We start from the raw sequence: 22,186 nt of genomic DNA on the forward strand, positions 1-22,186 counted from the left end.
ACTACTCGTAGACGAACTTCTGGTCACCGGGGTGCAGCCAGGCCAGGCCGTCGCGCAGGCGGTCGCGCCAGTTCTCCCAGTTGTGGCCGTCGCGCGCCTCGACGTAGCGAACTTCCATGCCTGCTTGACGAAACACCGTCTCCATCGAGCGGTTGGGGGTGATCAGCGGCTCGTAGACGCCGCAGGTCAGGTAGATGCGGTCAGCGATGCGCCGGGGGCGTGCTCGGTAGCGGTTGACGAACCGGACGACGGGGTCGAAGACCGGTCCCCCGCCGTGGTCCTGGCCGATGTCGGTGAACACCAGCGACGGCGACTCGAGCAGCAGCGAGCCGAACACGTCGGGATAGCGGGCGGCCGTCGACACCGAGGCGACCCCGCCGAACGACGAGCCCATCAGCGTGCGGCCCACGGGACTGTCGACCAACGGCAGCTCGGCAGTCAGCTCGGGCACCAGCTCACGCGCGATGAACCGGGCGTGGGGTGCGTTGTTGGCGTACTCGACCAGCCGGTCACCCACCGGCGGGACGAACGCGACGACCATCTCGGCGACCTCGTTGCGATGGATCAGGTTGTCGAGGACCGTCTTGGCCGAGGCATAGGTCAGGTAGTCGAGGCCGTCGTGGACCACGAGCAGCGGGTAGCGGACCACCCGGCGAAAGCGCGCCGGCAGGTAGACGTGGAAGCTCACCTGCCGGCGTAGCGCCTTGCTGGTGATGGTGCGCTCGACGATCTCGCCGGGCCGCGCCTCCGGGTCGTGGAGCGTCCAGTCCGGCACGTGGTAGCCGGCGGCCGCGCACACCGAGCTCGCGCCGAACGGTCCGTGCGCGAGCTTCGGGTTCAGCGGGTCGTTGAGGAACGACTCCGTGTGCCCGTCGTGGGTGACCTCGAACTGGTACTCGATGCGAGAGCCCTCGGGGATCTCGGTGCTGACGTACCAGAGGTCGGCGTCCTTGACCCTCCGCAGGCGCAAGGGGTCCGGCAGGCCGACCACGCGGTGGCGCACCGAGACCTCGTCGGCGTGACCCCGCCACAGGAACGTCGCGCGCGAGCCCTCGATGATCGGCGCTCCGTGCCGTTCGATGAACCTGTCGATCGCAGCGTCGTCGAGCGGCTTGCGGTCCAGCAGCCGGTTGATGGCGAGCTTGGTGGCGGCGCGGGTCATCGCGACCGGTCCCACAGGCAAGGATTCGAGGCCTCTGGGATGGCGTTCGTGACCACTCGCATCACGCCGCACCCTCGCGGGCGCCCGTCTCCGTCAGCACCCGCGCATCATCGGGCACACGCCCGTCCGCGCTGATCTCGACCTGGGTGCCGTCGTCCAGCAGCAGGCACGCGGCCGGCGCGAACCGGCGTACGAAGGCCTTCGCGTGGACCGGGTCGTCGAGCTTGAGACGACGACGTGCGTGCGGCATCGCGACCACGTCGTGCACCCGGGCGGCCCCCCGGTCCCAGACCTCGGCGCCTCGCACACCCTGCGGTCCGTTGTCGTTGTAGAGCACCACGCGGTCGGTCATCGCCATCGCCCCGGCCGACCAGGCAACCACCGGCACCTCGCGGGGTACGGCCTCGAACAACCGCAGGCAGCGCAGCAGGATCCCGACGTGACCACCGGCTATCGCGAGGACCGTCGCGTCCCTCAGCAGCTCGGCCACCTCGGCCCGGTTGCGGGCGATGGGCTCGCTGGCCTCGGGAGGGGCGGCGGCCTGGAGCTCGCCGTAGAGCTGGTCGACCGACCGCAGGTACCACGCGTCGATGTCGCGGACTCCGCGGATGGCATCGGCGAACGCGGACTCGGCGATGTCCTCACGCGTGGGACGGCGGGCGACGACGTAGGCGCTTTCGAGGGCACGCTGGAGTCGCACCGAGTAGATGCCGGCCAGCTCGTCCATCGCGTCGCGGTGGGCCAGGGCCTCGCGAGCGAAGTGGTCGTCGGTCTCGATGACCTCGGTCAGCCGTCGGTACAGCTGCAGGTTGCGGCTGCGGCCGTCCATCACCTCGTGGAGCTCCTCGTCGGCGGTCTCGCGGTCCTGCCAGCCCGCGGTGACCGTGGCCACCGGACCTTCGGGAGCGACGGAGCGTACGACGGTGCCCGCGGTGGTCAAGAAGCGCTGCGGGCCCAGGAGGAAGGTAGGCACGTGTCAGCCGGCGTGCACGTGCACGGTGCGCCCGATGTCGTCGAGCATCGACCGGGCCGTGTCGTAGTCGGGGTGGCGCAGCCGCACCCACGCGTTGGCCATGTAGCCGGCCTCGATCGGCTGGGTGGAGGTGCCGATGTCGGGTAGGTGGGCATCGATGATCCACTCGCCGAAGCGGGAGTTGACGTCGTCGAGCCCGCTGTAGCCACGGATGTTGCCGTCGGCCTCGGGGCGCAGGGCGACGATCCCAGCGGCGTACTTGCGGGTCATCTGGTGCTCCGGTCCGCCGTGCACCAAGACGTGCGCCCACTCGCGATAGACGTCGACGTCGTTGGAGGCCGAGTAGAGGTCCCAGGCACCGACGCCCGGCGGACGACAGCCGATCTCGGAGAACCTCAGGCCCTTGGGTCCGTAGAACCACTCCATGTGGGTCGCCGAGGTCTCGATGCCGAGCGCCTCGATGACGCGGTGCCCCATCTCGCGCACCTCGTCGTAGAACGGTGAGTCGGTCAGCCGGTTGGTGGTGATGAACTGCGGGCTGATCCAGCGGTGCCGCATCGCCTCGAGCACGTTGGGGTAGTAGTGCGTGGCCCAGTCGTGGACGACCTGCCCGTCGAGGGCGATGGTGTCGTAGAAGCCCTCGTGCCCCTCGACGTACTCCTCGACGGCGATCGAGCTCGAGCCGGCGTAGTCCCCCAGAGCCCGGTCGAGATCGGCCATCGAGTCGACCCTGACGGTGCCCTGGGCACCGGCGCCGCTGCGCGGCTTGAGGATCAGCGGGAAGCCGATCGCCTCGGCGAAGGCACTCACCTCGGTGGCACTGTCGGCCGCGGTCGACGCGGCCGTGGGTACGCCGGCCTTGCGCAGCGCGTCCTTCATCGACGGCTTGTCGCGGCACAGCCACGTGGTGCGCAGGCTGGTGCCGGGGATGCCGCGGGCTTCGCGTACCTCAGCAGCCGCCATCTGGTGCGACTCGATGGTCGCCTCGAGACGGTCGACCCACATCAGCCGCTGCGCCCACTCGACGGCCTCGTTGAGCTGGTGCACGTCGGTGACGTTGCCCACCTGGTAGTAGGCCGCCATCTGCCCGCGCAGGTCGTCGCCCAGCTCGTGCTCGGAGGACTCGCCCACCCCGATCACGTGAGCACCCACGCCTGCGAGAGCGGCCACGAAGCGCCGCTGGTTCTGCGGGAACGCCGGCTCGACGAAGGCGATGTTCATCTTTGTCACTGTAGTGAAGGGACCTCGGTTCGGTGGTTGAGGTGCGAGGAGCGCCGGAATCCGCCCCGGCCACGAGCCTCGCAAGCTCGCACCTCAACCTCCCAGCAGGCGGCGCGCGTGCCAGGTGGCGATGCCGGCGCGCGAGGTCAGGTCGAGCTTCGCCAGGACGTGGCTGACGTGGTTCTCGACGGTCCGCTCCGAGAGGGTGAGCCGCGCGGCGATGGCCGCGTTGCTGAGCCCTTCGGCGACGAGCGCGGCGATCTCGCTCTCGCGACGCGTCAGGGGTCCGGTGTCGGCGACGGCCGGCCCGGTCGGCAGCCTGGCGAGCAACGGGGCCATCCCGAGGCGGGTCGCGAGAGTCCTGGCGCGCGACCCGGCGGCCGCGTCGCCCAGCAGCGCGAGCTCGCCGAGCACGGCGGCCTGCCACGGGGCAGCGTGCATCGCCTCGCAGGCCCGCAGCGCCGACAGCAGGTGGGCCTGGGCCCTCTCCGCCTGGCCGTACGTCGCAGCGAGCCGGCCGAGCGCGAGGTCGACCGGGCCGTCGTACGGCGTCGAGGCGAGGCCGATCGCATGCAGCCCGGAGTACGGGGCGAGCTGCTCGTAGAGCACCCGTGCGGTCTCGTCGTCGCCGAGCCACGCGCACACCTCGGCGTTGCCGACGGTGGCGATCACCCACTCGGGCGCGCGCTCCGGGAACCGCCGCACATGCGGAGCGATGCCGCGCCAGAGAACCTCCGCCCTCTCGCGGTGCCCACCCGCCATGAGCATCTGGCAGACCCAGCCCCCGGCCAGGTAGGGGAGCTCGTCGGTCGCCCGCAGGACGGCCGCCGTCTGCGTGTCCAGGTCCCGACCTGTCTGCGCTGCAACGGCCGAGCTGAACACAAGGTGGAAGAACCTCGCCTCGCCGTCGGGGTCCGCGGCCACCGCGTCATCGATCAGGCGCAGCGTGTCGTCGTACCTGCCCTCGAGAAGTCGCTGCGAGGCGTCGACCAGGAGCAGGTACGCCGACCAGGCCGGTCGCTTCAGTCGCGCGACGAGCGGACGCAAGGAGGTGAGCTCGGCCATCAGGTCGATGCGGTCGCCGAGCACGACGTAGGCGTCCATGCGCCAGCGCCGTCCCCACGCGGCGTACTCGGCCGTTCCCGTACGCCGTCCGAGATCGACCGCCTCGTCGGCGACGGTCAGTCGTTCGGGAAGGTGCTCGATGGCGAAGCGTGCTGAGTGCCAGGCCTGCAGGCGCAGGAAGGCGGCCTCCGGGTCGTCGCTCTCGGGCGGGAGGTCCAAGGGTTCGGGCGCCCCGAACGGGTTGCTGGTCGCGACGAGCTGGGCCCGCACCCGCGCGGTGCGCACCGGGTCGGACTCGCCGAGCAGCGCGAGGGCGTCGACGCACAGCTCGTGCACTCGAGCTGCCACGGCCGCACCGTGACCGACCCGGATGAGCGTGGCAGCGTCCGCCACCGTCGCGAGATCGCCAGCGGCACGTGCCTCACCGGCCGCCTGCTCGCACGCCGCCAGGGCATCGGCCACGGCTCCGCGGCGGTAGAGGTCGCGCGCCTGCTCGAGGAGCTCGCCCGCGCTGGCCACGGGTCCGACTCTAGGTCTGAGTGGTCGAAGTTGAGTGTTTCCTCCGATGCGCCGTCCGCGCGGTCGTTCCTAGCGTTCCCCGCATGACCAGTGCAGCCGTACCAGCCGCCGCGACCTCGTCCGAGTCCTCACGCCTACGCAGCTACGGGCTCGTCGGGGCCGTCGCCTCCGTCGTGGGCGCGGCCAGTGCGGTCGTCCTCATCGCCTGGGAGCCGCAGGTGGGCGACGAGCGGTTCAGCTACCCCTTGGACGCGACGGCGTACACGGTCGCCCAGGTGTTCTTCGCCGTGCAGCACGTCGCGATGCTGCCGCTGTTCCTGGCCGTGCTGGTGCTCGCGCGTCGGCACAGCTCCCGCACGCTCGTCATCGGCGGCAGGATCGCCTTGGTCGGCCAGGTGCTGCTGACCGTGATGGAGCTGGTGGCCATCGCCGCTCGCGACTCGCTCATGACCGACTCCACGGGCTCGCTCATCGGTGGGCTGTACAGCGTGCCGATGATCCTGCTGGGCGTGGGACCACTCGTGGCCGGCTGGGGGGCGCTGCGCACCAGCCTCTTCGACGGCCCGGCGCGCTGGCTGCTGCTGGGGCTCGGGGTGTACGTGTTCGTGGTGATGTTCCCGGCGGTGTTCGGGCCGATGGTCGCCGGCCGCATCGCGATCGGCGTGTGGCTGCTGGGCTTTGCCTGGCTGGGTCTTGTCATCGCGCGTGAGCCAGGGGGACGCACGCGCGCATGAGACGGCTCGTGCTCGTCGGCGCGGTCGGCGGCCTGGCGTGGGCCGCCGGCCTGCGCGGCTGGATGATCCAGATGGCCGCGTCCGAAGGGTCGACGTTCCACTGGTACGGGACGTTCGCACTGGTGCTGCTGCCGGGCACGGTGGTCGGCGGTCTGTTCGGACTGGCCGATCACCGACGTCGGGCCGGCATGCCGAGGAGTGGTTGGCTCGCGGCCTCTCCCCTGCTGTTCGGATCGGCGCTGCTGGACCCCACGATCCTCCGTCAGCTCGTCGAGGAGGGCATCGGTGGCGGCGCTCTGGGCGTCGCGACGGCAGGCATCGCGGGCGGCTACGCCCTCTCCGGGCGGGGTCGGCCGTGGGGGCGTCGTGCCTGCGGCGCCTTGGCCACGCTGCTGGTGCTGGGGATGCTGGTGATGGCCTCCGACCAGTACCCGCTCGGGGAGGCGCATGGACTCTGGGTCGGCACGTACGCCGCCTCGCTCGTCGCCCTGCTCTGCCTCGCATCCGCCATCCCGCAGCGCGGCGAGCGCAGGGTACTGGTGCCGCGGGCCTGGCACGCCGCGGCGATCGGGGGCCTCGCGGGCTACGCCTGGGCAGCGTCTCTGCGGGCGTTCATGTGGGAGGTCGCCGGCGAGGAGGCCGGCGTCGACGCCGTCGGGACGTTCGTGTGGGTCCTGCTACCGGGCACGGTCATCGGCGCACTGCTGGCGCTGGCCGAGTGGCGGCGGTGGCGGGGCGGTGTGCGACACCGGCGCTGGTTGGTCTGGTCACCCATGCTGTTCGCCGCGATCCTGGTCAGCAGTCCGCAGATCCTCCTCAACCCCGACGGAGGGATCGGGCTCGCCGCCGTCGCAGTGCCAGCGATGTGCATGCTCGGCGGGTACGCGATCGCCGGGCGCGGCCCGGTCGCCGTGCGGGTCGTCTGCGCCGTGGTCGCCTTGTCAGCCATCCCCGCCTGGGCGCTCACGGCCGAAGCGGTGGGCGGGCCCTCCATGGGCCTCGACGACCCGCACGGTGCCTGGGCCGCGGTGCTCTACTGGGCCCTGCTCGCGGTGTTCATGATCGCCGCGGCGGTGCCGCACCGACATCCGGCTCAGTCATCGCCGCCGGTCTCACCCGGCTCGTCCTCGGAGTCACCCTCGATCACCACGACCGCGTAGTCGGCGTCGAGGCGTACGTCGACCGTCATACCGTCGGTCCTGGTGACCTCGACCTCCCAGACAGCGCCGTTCTCGTCGTCGAGCTCGACGCTGTTCGCCTTGCCACCATGGGTCGCCGCGAGGGCGGCCTCCGTGGCCCGGTCCGCCTGCGCCTGGGTGTAGTCGAGGCTGCCCCGCTCCCCGGGCTCGACCCCGCCCGCCACGGCCACGCCCCCACCTACGAGTGCGGCCGCCACCGCGATCCCGCCCCCCACTGCCACCGTCCGCTTCGTCATGTCACCACCCTGCCCCGACGCAACTTAAGCCAGCCTGAAGCGTCACGATCGGTCACCAACGTCCTCCGCGGACCTTCAGCGGGGATTCAGCGGACGGTGGGACCCTGGCCACGTGCGGATCCTGGTGGTCGAGGACGACAAGCACGTGGCTCGGGCGGTCAGGCGTGGGCTGGAGGACGAGGGGTACGCCGTCGACGTGGCGCTGACAGGGACCGACGGGGAGTGGTTGGCCAGCGAGAACCAGTACGACGCGCTCGTGCTCGACGTGATGCTGCCCGGGATCGCGGGCGACGAGCTGTGTGCGCGGCTGCGCAAGGCGGGCAACTGGGTGCCGATCCTGATGCTCACGGCCCGCTCCGGTCCCGCCGAGGAGGCGCGGGCGCTGGACGCCGGCGCTGACGACTTCTTGGCCAAGCCGTTCTCGTTCGTGGTGCTGATGGCGCGCATCCGGGCCCTGCTGCGGCGCGGCGGAGCGGAGCGGCCAGCGGTCCTGACCGTCGGCGACCTCGGCTTGGACCCCGCCGAGCACCGCGTGTGGCGTGGCGAGCATCAGATCGCGCTGACGCCGCGACAGTTCTCGCTGCTGGAGTTCCTGATGCGGCGCGCGGGTGAGGTGCTCCCCAAGTCGACGATCCTCGAGCACGTCTGGGACTTCTCCTTCGAGGGCGACCCCAACATCGTCGAGGTGTTCGTGCGGCAGCTGCGGCAGCGCATCGACGAGCCGTTCGGGCGCACCGCGCTGCAGACCGTGCGGCTGGTCGGCTACCGCCTCGACCCCGATGGTGGTTGAGCCGTGAGCCTGCGCACCCGCACGACCCTTCTCGTGGCCACGGTCGTGGCCGTCCTGCTCGTCGGGGGCGCCGTCACGCTCGACGTGGTGCTGCACCACCGCCTGGTGGCCAACACCGACGACCTGTCGCGCTCTCGCGTCACGGACCTCCTCACCCTCTCCGAGTCGGGCTCGTTGCCGGAGGTACTGGTCAACGTTTCTGACGACTCGGTGGCCCAGGTCGTCACCTACGACGGCCGGGTGCTGGCGGCCTCGGCCAACGCCCGGGGCGCTGGCCCGATCACCGACGAGCCCATGACCGGAGGCCTCCGTGTGGAGGAACTGACCGGGCCCGATGACGACGAGACGGAGCACTACCGCGTCTGGACCTCGACCGGACCATCCGCCGGCGGTGGCCGCGTACGTGTCTACGTCGGCACCAGCCTCGAGTCCGTGGAGGAGGCCACCGCCGACATCCGGGCGGCCCTTCGCGTCGGCGTACCCCTGGTGTGGCTGCTCACCGTCGCCACGTCCTGGGTGCTGATGGGTGGCGCGCTGCGTCGCCTCGACCGCATCCGCGCCGAGGTCGACACCATCTCCGACTCGGACCTGTCGCGGCGGGTAGGGGGCCGACGTCGCGGCGACGAGGTCGGGCGGCTGGCCGCGACCATGAACCGGATGCTCGGACGACTCGAGGACGCAGCCGACCGGCAACGCGCGTTCGTCGCCGACGTCTCGCACGACCTGCGCAGCCCGCTGACCGCCCAACGCACCCAGCTCGAGCTGGCGATGGAGAACCCGGCGGCCGTCGACCAGGCCACGCTGCACCGGGACCTCCTACGCCACGTCGACGAGATGGACTCCCTGGTCGGCGACCTGCTGTTCGTGGTGACCGGCGACGAGCGCCCCCTGACCCGGCAACCGCTCGACCTGGAGGACATCGTGCTCGAGGAGGCGACGCGCGTACGACGACTCGGCGGGCCGGTGATCGACACCTCGGGCGTCTCTGCCGCACCGGTCATCGGCGACCCCGAGCTGCTGCGCCGCCTGGTGCGCAACCTCGTCGAGAACGCCGTCGCCCATGCCGCGACCCGCATCGACCTGTCGGCCTCCGCGTCGGGCAGCGAGGTCGTGGTGGAGGTCGCCGACGACGGACAGGGCGTGCCTGCGGGGCAGGAGGAGGCCGTCTTCGCGCGCTTCCACCGCGGTGACCCCTCTCGCAGCACTCGAGGCACCGGCCTTGGACTGTCCATCGCCCGGACCATCGCCGAGCGCCACGGCGGTTCACTCAGCCTGGTCGGCTCCGGGCCCGGCGCGCGCTTCCGGCTGGTGCTCCCGTGCGAGAACGCCCTGCCCTGAGGTGGCTCGGGCCAGGCCGTCCCTCCGCGCGCGCCGGCGCCGCAGCGCGCTGCCGATGGCGTAGATGGCGCCGGCCAGGAGAACCGAGAGCACCGTCGTACGGCCGTCCATCCACCCCAACAGCTCCGGGTGGTCGGTGTGCACCTGGAGCCAGGCGTAGCCGGCCAACAGTGCTGGCGCCCACACGAGTTCGCCGGCCACGGGCGCCACGCACGCGGCGAGCCCCGCCAGCCAGACGAAGGCCGACACCGTGCCCGCATCGGGAGCGGTCGTGACCCCCACCAGCAGTGGAACAGCGAGAGCGCCTGCCACCAGCGCCGCGTATCGGACCAGGTCGTGGGCCACGAGCCGGCGTGGTGAGCTCAGCGACAGGTCGGCGCACCGATCTGTCAGAACCCCGGACAACAACGCTCCGGACAAGGCCGCGGCGATCGCGAGGACGTCCACGGGCAGGGAGATCAGCGGCACCTGCCAGGTGTCCTCGTCGCCGAGGACCACGACGAGCGCCGCCATGACGACGACGGTGGCGGCGAGCCGTGGCAGGCCCCACACCTGCGCCACCGCCCTCACCGTGGCCCCGGCGTCGTCATCGCACATCCACGTGTGACGGTGGGGCCAGCTCCTCGATCCGGCACGCGGCCAGCGCCAGGTACGTCACTCGCACCCACTGCTCGGACGCCGTCGAGACAGCCCACCGGCCAGCCACGCTCCCGGCCGCCCACGTGTCGACGCCCGATCGCTGCAGGATCCAACGGGCGAGGGTGTAGCGAGCCGCCAGCGCTGCCTCGTCCGCGGCGTCGGAGCTGAGCTCCGGGCACCAGGCCGGGGAGGCCAGCGCTCGAGCGGCCGACGCGGCGGACACCCGGTCGGTGGTCTCCTCGTCGCCGACCAGGACCAGGACCCCAGCGCCCGTCGGGGGTACGACGCCGGGCAGGGCCTGCACGTAGCGCGCGGCCAGCGGCAGCCCCAGGTCGGTCAGTGCCGGGGCAAGGCGGGCTCACTGGCGGGCTGCGTCGTCTCGTGGCTGAGGTGTGTCGGCGGCGACGCACACCCGGGGTGCCGCGCCCGAGCACGTCATCGTGATCGGTCCTGATGCGAGCTGGTACCTGTCATCGCCCGAGCCGAGGACGACGTATCCCCAGGAGCCCGAGACGATCGCGGCCGCGATCAGGCTCGTCATGAGCCGCGGCCGCCGGGCCAGGACGGAGGTCACCGCCCACAACGCCGCCGCCGCGATGCCCGCCGCCGCGATCCCCGACAGGACCAGCACCCGCACGTTGAACACCTCGCCCGCCAGGGATCCCGTCACGCCGCCGGTGTCGAAGATCCCCGGGATCAGGCCCCACGTCGAGGTGACGCCGAGCAGGCACACGCCCACCGCAGCGAGGGGCGCCGCCCACGTCCGGCCCGTCATGACGCCCAGGGCCGCTCCGAGAGAGACCTGGGCGGCGAGCACGGCCACCGCCTCGACCGCGATCCCCAGGCTCGTCGGCACGGCGGGAACCCCGTGCAGGATGACGACACAGCCGGCCAGGGCAACGGACGCGAGCACCACCACTGAGGCCTGCCACCAGTGCCACAGCAACGGTGCCACCCAGGCCGCGAAGCCTCGAGACGACGACGAGGCGACGTGGTGGAACCCGCTGTCGCGCATCCGGGCGTAGGTCCAGCAGGCCAGGCCCGCCGCCACCGGCCCCACCAAGACGGTGGTGCCGGTGCCCCAGTCGATGGCCTGTCGCCACGAACCGGCCCATTCCAGACCGCGGTTGAACAGCGCGGCGACCCCGGTGACCAGGAGACTCGCCCACCCGGCCGTCAACGCCCGCCGCGACCCGACCCACGCCGTCAAGGTGGGGCTCACTTCGGTGACCTCGGGCGTCGCCCCGCGCGGTGCTGGGACAGCAGAGTCAAGAAGGCCACCTCGGCCGAACGGTCCGGCCCACCGAACCGCTCGCAGAAGTCCTGGATACCCCCGTGCCAGATGACGGCTCCGTCCTCGAGCACGAGGATGTTGCGGGCCAGGGTGTGGACGTCCTCCATCACGTGGCTGCTCACCAAGGCGACGCGGCCATCGGGCACAGCCGCCACCAGGTCACGCATGGCCGCGCGCTGCTCGGGGTCCAGGCCGGTCGTCGGCTCGTCCAGGAGCAGGAACCCCGGCTCGCCCACCATCGCTTGCGCCAGGCTCAACCGCCGCAGCATGCCGCCCGACAGCGTGTGGACCCGATGCCTGGCTCGCGCCGACAGGCCGACCGCCTCCAGCGCTGCCCCGGCGAGTGCCTTCGACTCTCGACGACCCACGCCACGCATCCACGCGGCGTACGTGACACTCGTCTGCACGCGAAGTTCTCGGGGCAGGCTGTACTCCTGCGGCAGGTAGCCGACCTGGCGCAGGCCCGCGGCGCGACCGTGACCATAGATGTCGCTACCGGAGACGTGAACCCTCCCCACGGCAGGGCGCAGAGCGCCCGCCAGGTGTCGCATGAGGGTCGACTTGCCGGCCCCGTTGACGCCCACCAGGGCAGTGACCCCGTCGGTCAGCTGGAGACGCTCCACCTCAAGAGTCCAGCTGCGGCCCCGATAGGTCGATCGCAGTCCCGAGACCCGCACCTCCATGACGTCCTCCTCCCCGCTCAGGAGGTTGAAGGTCTGATAGGGCTCCGGCCGCTCGATCGAGGAGTGCGACCGGGAGAGTCGCCGGTAGTCCATGTCACTGGACGTACTCAACCGACTGCTCCCCCCTCGGGCAAGGTCACCTGACCAATCGGTGTCAAGCCCGAGCGGCGAGGAGGCCGGCTACGCCGCGCGTCCAGCGCGATCGTTCTCACGAACTGCGACTCACGTAGCATGCTTCCTGTGAGCCGGGAGTGGACCTTCTTGTCCAACCACGGCCACGTCCTCGTGTCGTTGGCTCGCGATCCCGAGGCCCGCATGCGCGACGTCGCCGAGGCCGTGGGGATCACCGAGCGGGCCGTGCAACAGATCGTGCACGACCTGGTGGACGAGGGATACCTGCACAAGTCCAAGACGGGACGCCGCAACCGCTACCGCGTGGTCGCGGGCGCCCACTTCCGCCATCACCTCGAGGCCGGCCTCACCCTGGGCCCGTTCCTCGAGCTGGTGAACGGGCCCAGGGGCGGCGCCGACCGGGGGTGAGCCACCTCCGCTCCAGGGGTCTTGGTCTCGTGGATGCTTTCATCGGCGCTCCGCCTCCGTCGGTCGGGCGGCTGCCTGTCCAGGCCGTTCGCGGAGCCCACGGGTACGACGCAGACTCAGACCGACCGCCAACGTGAGGCACACGCTGATCGCGGTCAGCGAGAGCCAGATCGGAACCTTGTACACGTCGAGCAGGAGCATCTTGACGCCGACGAAGACCAAGATGGCCGCGAGGCCGGCCTTGAGGTACACGAAACGATCGATGAGGTCGGCGAGCAGGAAGTACATGGCCCGCAGCCCGAGGATGGCGAAGGCGTTGCTGGTGAAGACCAGGAACGGCTCCTGGGTGACCGCGAAGATCGCGGGGATGGAGTCGACGGCAAAGATGATGTCGGTCGTCTCGACCGTGACCAGGACGAAGAACAGCGGGGTGGCCACCCACCTCCCGGCGCGCTTGACCCAGAACTTCTGCCCGTCGTAGTGCTCGGTGGACGGGACCCGCCTCGTGGCCCAGGCCAGGAGGCGATTGCGTGACAGGTCCATCTCGTCGTTGCGATGGGCGAACATCTTCCACCCGGTGACGACCAGGAACGCCCCGAAGACGTACAGGATCCAGGCGAAGCTGCTGATGAGCACCGAGCCACCGGCGATGAAGAGCGCTCGGAACACCAGCGCCCCGAGCACCCCGTAGAACAGCACGCGGTGCTGGTACTCACGCGGGACCGCGAAGTAGCTGAAGATCAGTGCGAAGACGAAGACGTTGTCGACCGCGAGGCTCTTCTCGATCAGGTAGCCGGCGAAGTACTCGCCGCCGGCCTCGGCACCGTAGGCCCACCACACCACGGCCCCGAACCCGAGGCCGAGGGTGACCCACAGCGCGGACCACGCTGTCGCCTCTTTGACCGAGACCACGTGGGCGGTGCGGTGGGCGAGGAGGTCCACAGCCAGCATCGCGAGAATGACTGCCAGGACCGCGGCCCAGGCCCACAGGGGAACATCCATCGTTCGAACCTCCAACCGGCCCGGTGACGGGCCTGCTTGGAGGTCTCCCCCGCCGCTGCCAGCTGTGGAGCGGCCGGCGCTCCGGGTTGGAACCGTCCAACCGAACTGACGAAGTCGCCGTGGGTGGGGTACTCCCCTCGTGCGCTACAGTATTCACGAAGAGTACTTCGTATGTCAACGAGAGGGATGCCTCCATGAGCAGTGAGGCGAGTGTCGAGACTCGTGCGACCCGGCTACGCCGCGACAACGCGCTGGCGGGCGCGGTGCATCTCGCGCAGGCGATCGCCGTCCTGGTCCTGGCCACCTCGTTCGCACTGCCGGTGACCGCCACGTACCTGACGGGCCCACCCGGCACCGTGCCAGCGGACCCGGCCAAGCTGTTCGAGATCCCGACAGGCGCGGCCGTTGCGGGCTTCCTCCTCCTGTCGGCGCTGGCTCACGCCGTGGTCTGCACCCTGTGGTGGCGGCGCTACCTCGCCGATCTCAGCCGCAGCCGCAACCCCGCCCGCTGGGTCGAGTACTCGTTGTCGGCGTCGTTGATGATCGTGCTCATCGCCCAGCTGACCGGCATCTCCGACGTCGCGGCCCTCGTCGCACTGTTCGGCGTCAACGCCTCGATGATCCTCTTCGGCTGGCTGCAGGAGAACTACGAGCAGCCTGGCAGTGGCGGATGGCTGCCCTTCGTCTTCGGCTGCCTCGCGGGAATCGTCCCGTGGCTCGCCATCGGCATCTACCTGTTCTCGCCCGGGTCGACCTCTGACGCTGAGGCACCGGGATTCGTCTACGGGATCTTCGTGTCCCTGTTCGTCTTCTTCAACGTCTTCGCGCTCAACCAGTGGCTGCAGTACCGCGCCCGGGGACGCTGGGCCGACTACCTGTTCGGCGAGCGTGTCTACATCGTGCTGAGCCTGGTGGCGAAGTCGGCTCTGGCCTGGCAGGTGTTCGCCGGCACCCTCGCCACCTGAACGGACGCGAGCAGGGCGGGGCGGAGCGCGGCCCGAGTCACCGCCGCGCTTCGGCCTGGAACCGATGGCGCCCGTTGGATCATCTGCGTAGTGATGGTGATGGACCACGACGCCGAGTTCAGTGACTACGCCGCCGCGCGCTGGCGCTCTCTTGTGCGCGCTGGCGTTCTGCTCGGCTGCGACGTCATCGAGGCCGAGGACCTCGCACAACAGACGCTTCTGCGGTGCTACCTGAAGTGGAGCCACGTCGAGCGGGCTGCCGACCGAGAGGCATATGTCGCGCGACTCCAGCTCAACCTCTTGCGCCAGAGTCGCCGTCGACGCTGGTGGGGAGAGCGCGCAACCATTGCCCTGCCCGAACGAGCAACAGCGGACGGTACGGCACGCGTTGACGACGCGGATGCGCTCAGACGCGCGCTCGGTCGACTCTCTGAGCCGCAGCGGCAAGCAGTCGTCCTCCGCTATTACCTCCACTTCACCGAACAGCAGATCGCCGCCGCCACTGGAGTCGCTCGCGGCACGGTCAAGAGCCGTTTGTCACGGGCGTTGGCCGAACTTGCCGAAGACCCCGACCTGGCGATGCTTCAGGAAGGACGCCCATGAGCGAGCAGACCCTCTCCGACCTCCTCAGTCGCTCAGCTGACCACGTACCGGACTCCCAGCCCCCCATCGATGACCTGCTCCGCCGCGGGCATACGGCTCGGCGGCGGCGCCGCCGCATAGCCGTCGTGGGTGCCGCGTTCGCCAGTCTTCTCGTCGTGGGAACCGTCGCGGCAAGCCTGCGGCCCAGCGAGCACGCCATCCCGCCCGTTGAGCAGTCCAACGGTGATGGTCAATCGGCTCTGCCCGCACCTCCGGCCGGGATGAAGTGGGTTGGTGTCGGCCGCACCGTCGTCGCCGTCCCACAAGGTTGGCCAGTGGTGCCGGGTATCTATTGCCAGGGACCGACAGTGCCCTATGTGACCATCACGCAGTGGCAGGTGGCCGTTGGCTGTCCTCCGATGCAGAGTCCGGATGGAGGATCACCCCCAGAGCAACCTAGCGTCGATGTGGAGGGCAACCCCGCCGGCCGATTCACGGCGCAACTGGCCGGAACCGGAGGATCCCGCGGTCTCACTCAACAGTCACTCGACGCTTCCCGGACCATGTTGCCGAGCGGCTGGCTCGCTGTCCCGTCGGGCGAGCCCTACGGCGGAGCGGGCACCCCCACCGTCACCAGCGAGATCACCGCCCTGAGAGCCGCCGGCTTCCACGTCGTGCGCAAGCACGGCGCCCCCGTGGGCCAGTGGCAGCCTGTCACCACCGATCCCGAGATCGGAACGCCTGCGCGGCGCGGCAGCACGGTCGTGGTGTACGACCACGGGGCGGTGGCATCCTCGGCAACACTGACGGGGCAGCTCCAGTGGGTCGGCGGCCCCGCACCGGGCACCTCGGTGGCGCACCCCGGGATCGTGCATGTCGTGAACGCCGACGACTCAGTCGACCAGACGGTCGGAGCCGGTGACGACGGGCGGTGGGAGATCTATCTGCCGCCTGGCGCCTACCGCGTGTTGGCGACGTCCCCGGGCTACGGCAGCAGGGCCGGCGACTTCGACGCCTGCTCGGCCGGCCGGACGGTGACCGTCGGCGCCGGCGAAACGGTCACTGTGGACGTGTTCTGCCAGATGATGTAGGAGCGCCTCTCGAAACGGCCTCAGACTGTCGAGACCTTGACGTCGAACCCGTCGACGAGGAACTCCAGGTCGGCCTTGTCGGCTGTGATCACGACCGACGGGGCCAGCTCGACCGCGGTAGCAGCCACGATGGCGTCCACGGTGAGGTCGCGCTTCTTGCGTCGGACGTTCTCGGCCCTGGTGCGCAGAGCGCCGGCTCGCATCGCCACACTGTCGGGAAGGTCGACGGTGGGGATCTTTCCCAGGACGTGCCAGATCGCGGCATCGGTTGGTGCGCCGGTCGCGACCTCGGCGAGAACCACCGCGGGGATCAGCACCCGGTGATCGGCCTGCTGTGCCGCGGCCAGTCGCTCGGCCACCCCCTTGCGCTTGTCCACGAGAGCCGAGACCGCTTCAGAGTCGAGGATGAGGACTCGTGCCACCCGGCTCAGCGCCACTCGTCGACGTACCGAGCGACGGCGTCGGTGTCGAGGGGTCCGTTGACCTCGACCAGTTCGCCGATCAGGTCATCGAGGCCGTCCCGCTCGAGCTGCCGCCGAAGGGCCAGAGTCGCGTACGCCGAGACCTTTCCTGGCTCCACCCGATCGCGGACGCGGTGAAGCACGTCAGACTCGATCGTGAGACTGACCTTCTCGAAAGCCCGTTGGCTGGTCACCAACCGATCCTACCAACAAGGCGATCCTTCCATCAGCGGACTTAGGTGACCGGACGCAACCCTCAAGAGCATGACCCGCTCCGCCGGTACTCGTCCACGCACGACATCGAACTCCTCGACGTCGCCACTGACCCGGACGGCCTGCTTGGCCCGGTCCGTGCGTCTTCAGCGTCCCGTGGTGTAGAACTCGCTGAGCCGGGCGATGGCCTCGGCTTTGGTCATGGCGTGCACCTCGGATTCCGGGACGCGCGCTTCCCTCGTGAGCGCCCGGATCACTCCCAGCGGGATCGCCTCCGTGACCTCTGGGATATGTCCCCGATTGGGCACAGCCTGGTGATGGACGCAGTCCCAGAACTCCTCGGCCGTGACGTACAGCTGGTCGCGCAGGATGTGGGCCCAGATGCCAGGGCCATAGTCGGTCCGGTCTACGGGGTGGCTGATCCGCGTGTAGAGGACCGAACCGTCAGGGAGCGCGAGCTCGTAGTTCACGTGATGGGAGCCGCGCTTGCCCGTGGCGCGCTTGCGCTCGGTCCATCCTTCGGTGGTGCAGAAGAGTTCGTGGTCGACACGGGTCGCGGGCGGTCGCTTCTCGGGCACGCGGGAATCAGGCGAGCAGCCAGTTGCGCAACTGGTCATCCGAGGCGAGTGTGATGATCTGCACCAGGCCCCAGTTGTCGGCGTGGTTCGGCGCCAGCCGCAGGCGTTCGATCCAAGCCTCGGCATAGTCACGCAGAGCGTCGATCATCTCCTCGACGGCCTCCTCGACCGTGGCTCCGTCGGCCGCGACCGGAGTACCGGGCAGGTAGATGGACCAGCCATCGCCTTCTGCCACGGCTCGGGCCCCTGAGGGGTGCAGACGGGTCAGGAAGTACACCAGGCGGTCGGCGTCGACGGCAGCAACACGGCGCGCGTCACGGGTGACGGTGGCTGGACGGCCCTCGTCAGCAGCGTCAAGCAGGTCCTTGAAGTGCTCGCGCGCCTCGCGGGCGCTGCCATAGTGGATGGTTGCGGTGGCCATGGTGTGCGTCTCCCGTGCGATCGTGCTTACGTGTACACAGCGTACACACGGACGCGGTTTGACCAAACTGCTTCCGCTCCACCGTGGGGCCAGGCCGACGATGGGACCAGGTCCGTCGCGCCTTGGCGTGCCAGCGGACACTCTTGGCTTCCGCGCAGTTATCCCACCATCGTCGGTTCGGCGATTCCTGACCGGATCGCAACGTGCTGAGACCCCGATTTCACGCTCAAACTCAGCGTGAGGTGCGCGTCGGACCCAAACGACATCTTTGGGATACGCCGACCTACATGGCCGGGAGCACATGAGTTAGCACATGGGAGTGGCCGCGGCGGGTCAGCCGGCAATGGCGTTGAGCATGGTTCCCGTGAAGGCAGCGACGGCGAGTCGCGCATCGGTGGCGGCGGTCGCCGCGTCGAGGTCGGGGTTGTTGATCAGGAGCTGCTCCACGTACGCCTGGACGCCTTGGGCGCGGTCATCGGAGAAGTTCGCTGCAAGGTCCTCGACGGCTGTGCGCAGCTCAACGGGCACTCCGAGGCGCTGAAGTACGACGTCGGCGGGATCGAGCGGTCGCGATTCGTCGAAGATCTCGTTGTGGTGCAGCAGGACGAAGGCGATGTCGTAGTAGTCCTTCGCCTTGTGCCGTCCGTTGGCAGCAGCGGTCTTTGCGAGCAGGAACCCGGCGAGGCCGGTTACGTTGACCTCGGCGGTGACCCTCGCGCCCTGGTCATAGGCGACCAGCGTCCGAGGTGCGTAGTCCTTGCTGGCGTAGCCCGTGCCCCGCAGGTTGACGGCACCGAGATTGTCGGTCTGCTCGAAGTGGACGTTGGCGCTTTGCGGCTGGTCGTCGAGGTCGGCGAGCAGCTCGAACTTGATGACCGCCTTGTAGCCGCCGCCTTGCACCGTCTCCCAGCGCCAGACCCTCTCGGAGTCGACGCGAAAGTCGGCGTTCTTCAGGGCGATCTCCAAGCGCCGGGCGTGCTCAGCACCCCCAGCAATCTCAAGGTCACCTGGACGTCAACGTCCGTCGTGCCGGCGTGGAGACGTGCACTGTCGGAGCACAGCATTGCTGGCACGAGGCCCCCGAGCAGGACGAAGTTGGGTCGCTCCCCGTAATGGCTGCACACACGAACCAGGGCGAGCTCCGCAGCCCGCCTGGCGCGGCCAGTTCGTTCCAGGTCCTCGCTCATTCACCTGTTCCCATCCGTTCGCGAAGATGCTCGGCAGCCTCCTCGCCCCTGACGCCGATCATCCGAAGGTCGGAGAACACGCGTGGCCAGGCTGCCACCCGTTGGCCACCGACTTCCGCGCTGAGCGCGTCCTTCGCAGGCGTGGGAAACGGCCGCAGCAGCAAGCGGCCTCCACTCGCCTCCTCCAACCCGACCTCACGAGCGATCTGCCGTAGTTCTGCGAGAGAGCCACCATCGACATAGATCTCCCACGGGTCCACCTCGGTGAGGTATGGCGCCAGCACGTCCGCCGCAAGCGCTCCCGTCGTGGCCCAAGCCACACCGTTGGCTTCGAGGCGACTGCCCAGTTCATGAGCCCCTCGGGCTGGACTCCGCCACAGGACGCCGACGCGGATCGACTCGGGGCTCCGCAGTCGCGCCGCCGCAGCGGCATAGGTATCGAGAAGCTGGTCTCTGTCGACGACTGTTCGTCGCGCATTTCGCCCCCGCGCTGCCTCGGCAGTGAGCAGGTGCTCGCCGTGCAGGAACTTGAGCGCGGTTGCGACCGTCGAGGGGGCAAGCCCAGTGGCGTCGACAAGCTCCGCCACCGTGCCCCCTGCACCGACCAACAGCCCCTCGCACACAGAAAGCGCCCCCGCTGTCCAGCCCAAGTTGGCCCGCGGCATTCGTGTGCCGCGCTCAGACTCCACGATGATGAGCAGGCCTGGCAGACCGATGTTGGCTGCCGCTGTCAGGTCGATCCACGACATCCGGGCCTGGTTGAGGAGCTTGCGTGCTCCCGGTGAGAACTCGGGAGCGACGACGAGGTCGGGGCGATCGGGCCGGTCAAGCAGCTCGCGCACCTGCCGTGGCCATCCGACGCCGAGCCACTCGACTTCGACAGGCACCGATTGGATCGTGGCCGTAAATCGACCTCGCTGGTCTCCAGCTTCCCTGACGCGCACGTCGACCCGGGCACCCAGGGCGTCAGCCATCAACCTCTCGAGTTGTACTGTGTCCACGCTCTAATACTACGGCACTACCTAAATCTACGCTCTTTCAGCGAACTATCGCGTTTCTCCGAACTATCACCAAGCGCCACCTCCCATGCGCTCAACTCACTCTTTCTAGGTAGGTGGCTTGTGATGTCCCGTTGGGTCACCACTCGGGAGTGCGCCACTCCTGCCGCCCGAAGTCCCACCACATGCTCTCCAGCTCGTCACGGCCAACCAGGACGAACGGTCGGCCGTGGTCGTCGCCTCGAAGGTGGAACGTCTCCCCGTCCACCAGTACAGGGATGTCGAACGTCCATTCGTAGCGTCCGGCGGCGGCGTGCGCGATGACGACGAACGCTTCCGAATCGCGAAGGGATCATGACCGCTCCTGGACTCGCCGACTCGACTGCACTACGTCACCGTCCCCAAGTTGCGCCCGAACGGGACGAACGACGAATGCGATCACTTTCGGACTGACCTCACCTCTACCTGCCCGCCAACTTGCTTGTCTGTCCCGGCGCGCGGCGGAGCGCATCCGGGCTCCAGAGTTCAGCGTGCTCGCGTCGCACATTGCCGAAAGCGCCGTGTTGATGGGAGCGAAGCGCCAGGGCACCGGGATGGAACTGCACCACAGCACCGCTAAGCCTGGCGTTGAGCGTGCCCTCCGAGGGCCGGCGGCATCGGCGAGGAGCGATTTGGTGACGACATCGCCCGAGGCTCAGCACATATTTCGGCACATGAGCCGGGCACGGAGCAGGCCTCAAACACAAAGCCCCAGGTCAGAAGACCTGGGGCTGCGGTGCGCGAGGGGGGAGTTGAACCCCCACGTCCTTTCGGACACACGGACCTGAACCGTGCGCGTCTGCCTATTCCGCCACTCGCGCGAGAAGCAGGCCGAGGGTATCCCAGCGCGCGAGGACCGCCCAAACCGGCAGTACGGGGAGTCTGGGTGTCACCAGGTGACACTCAAGCTCCCCACAAGTCCAGCCATGGTTTCGAGACGGTCGCTGCGCGACCTCCTCAACCAGCAGATTCGCTCTCGCTACGATCGACGAAGGCCCGGCACGCGTTCGGGCCGGTCGACGTATCTGTGTCAGCGTGCCGGGAAGGAGGCGGATGTGGGCGGCCTGCAACGGTTCGAGCAACGGCTCGAGAACGTCGTGTACGGCGCGTTCGCCCGCGTCTTCCGTAGCGCGGTGCAGCCGGTGGAGATCGCCGCGGCCCTCGAGCGCGAGTGCGACAACAACGCGCAGATCCTGAGCCGCCAGCGGCGAGCAGTGCCCAACGACTTCCACGTCGAGCTGGCCTCGACCGACTTCGACCGCCTCTCGCCGTACGACTCCACCCTGGTCAAGGACCTCACCGACCAGCTCATGGAGCACGCCCAGCAGCAGCACTACGTGTTTCCCGGGCCGGTGACGATCGGGTTCGAGAGCGCCGAGGACCTGTCCACGGGCCGGTTCCGGATCAAGAGCCGCGCCCAGGCGTCGGTGACCAGCAACAGCAACCTCACCCGGTCGCGCCGGCCGCGCGCGCTGATCGAGGTCAACGGCACCGAGCACCCGCTGATGCCACCGGGGCTGGTGATCGGGCGTGGCACCGAGGCCGACGTACGCATCAACGACCCGGGGGTCAGCAGGCGGCACATCGAGTTCTTGGTGTTCAACCGTGACGGCGAGATCGACATCGAGGTCGGCGACCTCGGCTCGACCAACGGGATGCTGGTCGACGGCCACCGCATCCAGCGCACGCACGTGCACGACGGCAGCCGCGTCAAGATCGGCGCGACGACCATCAACGTGCGCGTGGTCGACGACGAGGATCCGCACTACCCGGGGGCCACGGGTGTCTGAGCTGACGTTGTTCCTGATCCGCCTGGCCTACCTGGCGATCCTCTGGATCTTCGTGCTCTCGGCGCTGTCGGTCATCCGCTCCGACATGTTCGGCGCGCGGATGCCCGAGGGTGCGCGGCAGGCCGCCGCCAAGCGCGAGCAGCGGCCGCCCAAGCCGGCCAGGGCGCGGCGCGGCGCACCGACCCACGTGCTGGTCGTCGACGGCGACAACTTGGGAGAGCGCGCCGAGCTCTCGGCGGCGCCGATCCTGATCGGCCGCGGGCCGGACGCCGCGATCCGTCTCGACGACGACTACGTGTCCACGCGACATGCGCGCATCGCCGCGTCCGGCGACCAGTGGTTCGTCGAGGACCTCGGCTCCACCAACGGCACCTACATCGGCAACGCCCGCATCACCCAGCCGACCACGCTCACCATCGGCACCCAGGTGCGGGTCGGCAAGACGGTGATCGAGCTGAGGAAGTAG

The 22,186-nt window shown here is 69.5% G+C and carries 28 protein-coding genes and 1 tRNA gene; 10 read left to right on the forward strand and 19 right to left on the reverse strand.

Annotated features, from left to right (window positions below):
* Window position 1: 1 nt before the first annotated feature.
* The 4 genes from ISU10_RS12075 to ISU10_RS23840 all read right to left on the reverse strand — a co-directional run bounded on the left by ISU10_RS12075 (window position 2) and on the right by ISU10_RS23840 (window position 4,940).
* Entirely contained in the window at window positions 2-1,162 is a 1,161-nt protein-coding gene (locus tag ISU10_RS12075) for an alpha/beta hydrolase-fold protein (protein WP_194696643.1), read from the reverse strand.
* A 61-nt stretch (window positions 1,163-1,223) separates the two neighbouring features.
* The gene (locus ISU10_RS12080; protein WP_194696644.1) at window positions 1,224-2,135 is read right to left on the reverse strand and encodes a Type 1 glutamine amidotransferase-like domain-containing protein; all 912 of its coding nucleotides are present in this window, start codon (window positions 2,133-2,135) and stop codon (window positions 1,224-1,226) included.
* A 3-nt stretch (window positions 2,136-2,138) separates the two neighbouring features.
* Window positions 2,139-3,356: an ATP-grasp domain-containing protein gene (locus ISU10_RS12085; RefSeq protein ID WP_194696645.1), complete on the reverse strand. Its 1,218-nt coding sequence runs from the start codon at window positions 3,354-3,356 to the stop codon at window positions 2,139-2,141.
* Between the two features lie 93 nt (window positions 3,357-3,449).
* Entirely contained in the window at window positions 3,450-4,940 is a 1,491-nt protein-coding gene (locus ISU10_RS23840) for a LuxR C-terminal-related transcriptional regulator (RefSeq protein ID WP_194696646.1), read from the reverse strand.
* Window positions 4,941-5,023: 83 nt separating this feature from the next.
* On the opposite strand from ISU10_RS23840, the gene ISU10_RS12095 reads away from it, so the two are divergent.
* Together ISU10_RS12095 and ISU10_RS12100 are read left to right on the forward strand one after the other, a co-directional pair.
* Window positions 5,024-5,674, forward strand: a complete 651-nt coding sequence (locus ISU10_RS12095) for a hypothetical protein (protein ID WP_194696647.1) — start codon at window positions 5,024-5,026, stop codon at window positions 5,672-5,674.
* Entirely contained in the window at window positions 5,671-6,834 is a 1,164-nt protein-coding gene (locus tag ISU10_RS12100; protein ID WP_194696648.1) for a hypothetical protein, read from the forward strand. The genes ISU10_RS12095 and ISU10_RS12100 overlap by 4 nt, the downstream gene beginning before the upstream one ends.
* On the opposite strand, the gene ISU10_RS12105 is transcribed toward ISU10_RS12100, so the two are convergent.
* Window positions 6,768-7,109, reverse strand: coding sequence for a PepSY domain-containing protein (locus tag ISU10_RS12105; RefSeq protein WP_194696649.1), 342 nt, complete (start codon window positions 7,107-7,109; stop codon window positions 6,768-6,770). The genes ISU10_RS12100 and ISU10_RS12105 overlap by 67 nt on opposite strands.
* Before the next feature lie 112 nt (window positions 7,110-7,221).
* Here ISU10_RS12105 and ISU10_RS12110 point away from each other — a divergent pair, with 112 nt between their 5' ends.
* Window positions 7,222-7,899 carry a response regulator transcription factor gene (locus ISU10_RS12110; protein WP_194696650.1) on the forward strand — a complete coding sequence of 226 codons (678 nt, stop codon included), beginning with the start codon at window positions 7,222-7,224 and terminating at the stop codon, window positions 7,897-7,899.
* A gap of 3 nt (window positions 7,900-7,902) precedes the next feature.
* Window positions 7,903-9,237, forward strand: a complete 1,335-nt coding sequence (locus ISU10_RS12115; RefSeq protein WP_194696651.1) for a HAMP domain-containing sensor histidine kinase — start codon at window positions 7,903-7,905, stop codon at window positions 9,235-9,237.
* Here ISU10_RS12115 and ISU10_RS12120 read toward each other — a convergent pair.
* Genes ISU10_RS12120 through ISU10_RS12135 form a run of 4 tightly spaced genes read right to left on the reverse strand, consistent with a single transcriptional unit; the run spans window position 9,163 to window position 11,964 of the window.
* Entirely contained in the window at window positions 9,163-9,834 is a 672-nt protein-coding gene (locus ISU10_RS12120; protein ID WP_194696652.1) for a hypothetical protein, read from the reverse strand. The genes ISU10_RS12115 and ISU10_RS12120 overlap by 75 nt on opposite strands.
* On the reverse strand, window positions 9,824-10,180 hold the full coding sequence (locus tag ISU10_RS12125) for a hypothetical protein (RefSeq protein WP_194696653.1): 357 nt from the start codon (window positions 10,178-10,180) through the stop codon (window positions 9,824-9,826). Before ISU10_RS12125 ends, ISU10_RS12120 begins: the two co-directional genes overlap by 11 nt.
* Window positions 10,181-10,234: 54 nt before the next feature.
* Window positions 10,235-11,098 carry a hypothetical protein gene (locus ISU10_RS12130; protein ID WP_194696654.1) on the reverse strand — a complete coding sequence of 288 codons (864 nt, stop codon included), beginning with the start codon at window positions 11,096-11,098 and terminating at the stop codon, window positions 10,235-10,237.
* Window positions 11,095-11,964 carry an ABC transporter ATP-binding protein gene (locus ISU10_RS12135; RefSeq protein WP_194696655.1) on the reverse strand — a complete coding sequence of 290 codons (870 nt, stop codon included), beginning with the start codon at window positions 11,962-11,964 and terminating at the stop codon, window positions 11,095-11,097. Before ISU10_RS12135 ends, ISU10_RS12130 begins: the two co-directional genes overlap by 4 nt.
* A 129-nt stretch (window positions 11,965-12,093) precedes the next feature.
* Between ISU10_RS12135 and ISU10_RS12140 the strand changes: the two genes are divergently transcribed.
* On the forward strand, window positions 12,094-12,393 hold the full coding sequence (locus ISU10_RS12140; protein ID WP_370865257.1) for a helix-turn-helix transcriptional regulator: 300 nt from the start codon (window positions 12,094-12,096) through the stop codon (window positions 12,391-12,393).
* 39 nt (window positions 12,394-12,432) lie between these two features.
* Here the strand turns inward: ISU10_RS12140 and ISU10_RS12145 are convergent, their stop codons facing one another.
* Window positions 12,433-13,395, reverse strand: coding sequence for a TerC family protein (locus ISU10_RS12145; RefSeq protein WP_194696657.1), 963 nt, complete (start codon window positions 13,393-13,395; stop codon window positions 12,433-12,435).
* A gap of 194 nt (window positions 13,396-13,589) precedes the next feature.
* On the opposite strand from ISU10_RS12145, the gene heR reads away from it, so the two are divergent.
* Both heR and ISU10_RS12155 read left to right on the forward strand, forming a co-directional pair.
* Entirely contained in the window at window positions 13,590-14,360 is a 771-nt protein-coding gene (gene heR / locus ISU10_RS12150; protein ID WP_194696658.1) for a heliorhodopsin HeR, read from the forward strand.
* Window positions 14,361-14,453: 93 nt separating this feature from the next.
* Window positions 14,454-14,963 carry a SigE family RNA polymerase sigma factor gene (locus ISU10_RS12155; protein WP_228500666.1) on the forward strand — a complete coding sequence of 170 codons (510 nt, stop codon included), beginning with the start codon at window positions 14,454-14,456 and terminating at the stop codon, window positions 14,961-14,963.
* A 32-nt stretch (window positions 14,964-14,995) separates the two neighbouring features.
* On the opposite strand, the gene ISU10_RS12160 is transcribed toward ISU10_RS12155, so the two are convergent.
* Window positions 14,996-15,196 carry a hypothetical protein gene (locus ISU10_RS12160; RefSeq protein WP_194696659.1) on the reverse strand — a complete coding sequence of 67 codons (201 nt, stop codon included), beginning with the start codon at window positions 15,194-15,196 and terminating at the stop codon, window positions 14,996-14,998.
* A 309-nt stretch (window positions 15,197-15,505) separates the two neighbouring features.
* Here ISU10_RS12160 and ISU10_RS12165 point away from each other — a divergent pair, with 309 nt between their 5' ends.
* On the forward strand, window positions 15,506-16,033 hold the full coding sequence (locus ISU10_RS12165; protein WP_194696660.1) for a carboxypeptidase-like regulatory domain-containing protein: 528 nt from the start codon (window positions 15,506-15,508) through the stop codon (window positions 16,031-16,033).
* A 20-nt stretch (window positions 16,034-16,053) separates the two neighbouring features.
* Here the strand turns inward: ISU10_RS12165 and ISU10_RS12170 are convergent, their stop codons facing one another.
* The 8 genes from ISU10_RS12170 to ISU10_RS12200 form a co-directional block, all read right to left on the reverse strand.
* Window positions 16,054-16,455 (reverse strand): type II toxin-antitoxin system VapC family toxin, encoded by a 402-nt coding sequence (locus ISU10_RS12170; RefSeq protein WP_370865260.1) that lies wholly within the window; start codon window positions 16,453-16,455, stop codon window positions 16,054-16,056.
* 5 nt (window positions 16,456-16,460) lie between these two features.
* A complete protein-coding gene (locus tag ISU10_RS12175) occupies window positions 16,461-16,688 on the reverse strand; it encodes a hypothetical protein (RefSeq protein WP_194696701.1) in 228 nt (75 codons plus the stop codon).
* Window positions 16,689-16,853: 165 nt separating this feature from the next.
* Entirely contained in the window at window positions 16,854-17,285 is a 432-nt protein-coding gene (locus tag ISU10_RS12180) for a cytotoxic translational repressor of toxin-antitoxin stability system (RefSeq protein ID WP_194696661.1), read from the reverse strand.
* Between the two features lie 7 nt (window positions 17,286-17,292).
* A complete protein-coding gene (locus ISU10_RS12185; RefSeq protein ID WP_194696662.1) occupies window positions 17,293-17,706 on the reverse strand; it encodes a RelB antitoxin-like protein in 414 nt (137 codons plus the stop codon).
* Between the two features lie 333 nt (window positions 17,707-18,039).
* Window positions 18,040-18,672, reverse strand: a complete 633-nt coding sequence (locus ISU10_RS12190) for a hypothetical protein (protein WP_194696663.1) — start codon at window positions 18,670-18,672, stop codon at window positions 18,040-18,042.
* 217 nt (window positions 18,673-18,889) lie between these two features.
* On the reverse strand, window positions 18,890-19,867 hold the full coding sequence (locus tag ISU10_RS12195) for a hypothetical protein (RefSeq protein WP_194696664.1): 978 nt from the start codon (window positions 19,865-19,867) through the stop codon (window positions 18,890-18,892).
* 163 nt (window positions 19,868-20,030) lie between these two features.
* Window positions 20,031-20,159 (reverse strand): hypothetical protein, encoded by a 129-nt coding sequence (locus ISU10_RS23575; protein WP_267239152.1) that lies wholly within the window; start codon window positions 20,157-20,159, stop codon window positions 20,031-20,033.
* Window positions 20,160-20,667: 508 nt separating this feature from the next.
* Window positions 20,668-20,751: transfer RNA gene (locus ISU10_RS12200), tRNA-Leu, on the reverse strand.
* A 234-nt stretch (window positions 20,752-20,985) separates the two neighbouring features.
* On the opposite strand from ISU10_RS12200, the gene ISU10_RS12205 reads away from it, so the two are divergent.
* The gene (locus tag ISU10_RS12205; RefSeq protein WP_194696665.1) at window positions 20,986-21,720 is read left to right on the forward strand and encodes an FHA domain-containing protein; all 735 of its coding nucleotides are present in this window, start codon (window positions 20,986-20,988) and stop codon (window positions 21,718-21,720) included.
* On the forward strand, window positions 21,713-22,186 hold the full coding sequence (locus ISU10_RS12210) for an FHA domain-containing protein FhaB/FipA (RefSeq protein WP_194696666.1): 474 nt from the start codon (window positions 21,713-21,715) through the stop codon (window positions 22,184-22,186). Before ISU10_RS12205 ends, ISU10_RS12210 begins: the two co-directional genes overlap by 8 nt.

Origin of the sequence: Nocardioides agariphilus (genome assembly GCF_015352445.1) — a bacterium.
GTDB classification, from domain to species: domain Bacteria; phylum Actinomycetota; class Actinomycetes; order Propionibacteriales; family Nocardioidaceae; genus Nocardioides; species Nocardioides agariphilus.

Bases quoted from the DNA above. Each gene is read 5' to 3' on its own strand.
- ISU10_RS12075 (WP_194696643.1), bottom strand. From the start codon at position 1,162: ATGACCCGCGCCGCCACCAAGCTCGCCATCAACCGGCTGCTGGACCGC.
- ISU10_RS12085 (WP_194696645.1), bottom strand. From the start codon at position 3,356: ATGAACATCGCCTTCGTCGAGCCGGCGTTCCCGCAGAACCAGCGGCGC.
- ISU10_RS12095 (WP_194696647.1), top strand. From the start codon at position 5,024: ATGACCAGTGCAGCCGTACCAGCCGCCGCGACCTCGTCCGAGTCCTCA.
- ISU10_RS12100 (WP_194696648.1), top strand. From the start codon at position 5,671: ATGAGACGGCTCGTGCTCGTCGGCGCGGTCGGCGGCCTGGCGTGGGCC.
- ISU10_RS12105 (WP_194696649.1), bottom strand. From the start codon at position 7,109: ATGACGAAGCGGACGGTGGCAGTGGGGGGCGGGATCGCGGTGGCGGCC.
- ISU10_RS12120 (WP_194696652.1), bottom strand. From the start codon at position 9,834: ATGTGCGATGACGACGCCGGGGCCACGGTGAGGGCGGTGGCGCAGGTG.
- ISU10_RS12145 (WP_194696657.1), bottom strand. From the start codon at position 13,395: ATGGATGTTCCCCTGTGGGCCTGGGCCGCGGTCCTGGCAGTCATTCTC.
- heR (WP_194696658.1), top strand. From the start codon at position 13,590: ATGAGCAGTGAGGCGAGTGTCGAGACTCGTGCGACCCGGCTACGCCGC.
- ISU10_RS12155 (WP_228500666.1), top strand. From the start codon at position 14,454: ATGGTGATGGACCACGACGCCGAGTTCAGTGACTACGCCGCCGCGCGC.
- ISU10_RS12165 (WP_194696660.1), top strand. From the start codon at position 15,506: ATGTTGCCGAGCGGCTGGCTCGCTGTCCCGTCGGGCGAGCCCTACGGC.
- ISU10_RS12185 (WP_194696662.1), bottom strand. From the start codon at position 17,706: ATGGCCACCGCAACCATCCACTATGGCAGCGCCCGCGAGGCGCGCGAG.
- ISU10_RS12195 (WP_194696664.1), bottom strand. From the start codon at position 19,867: ATGGCTGACGCCCTGGGTGCCCGGGTCGACGTGCGCGTCAGGGAAGCT.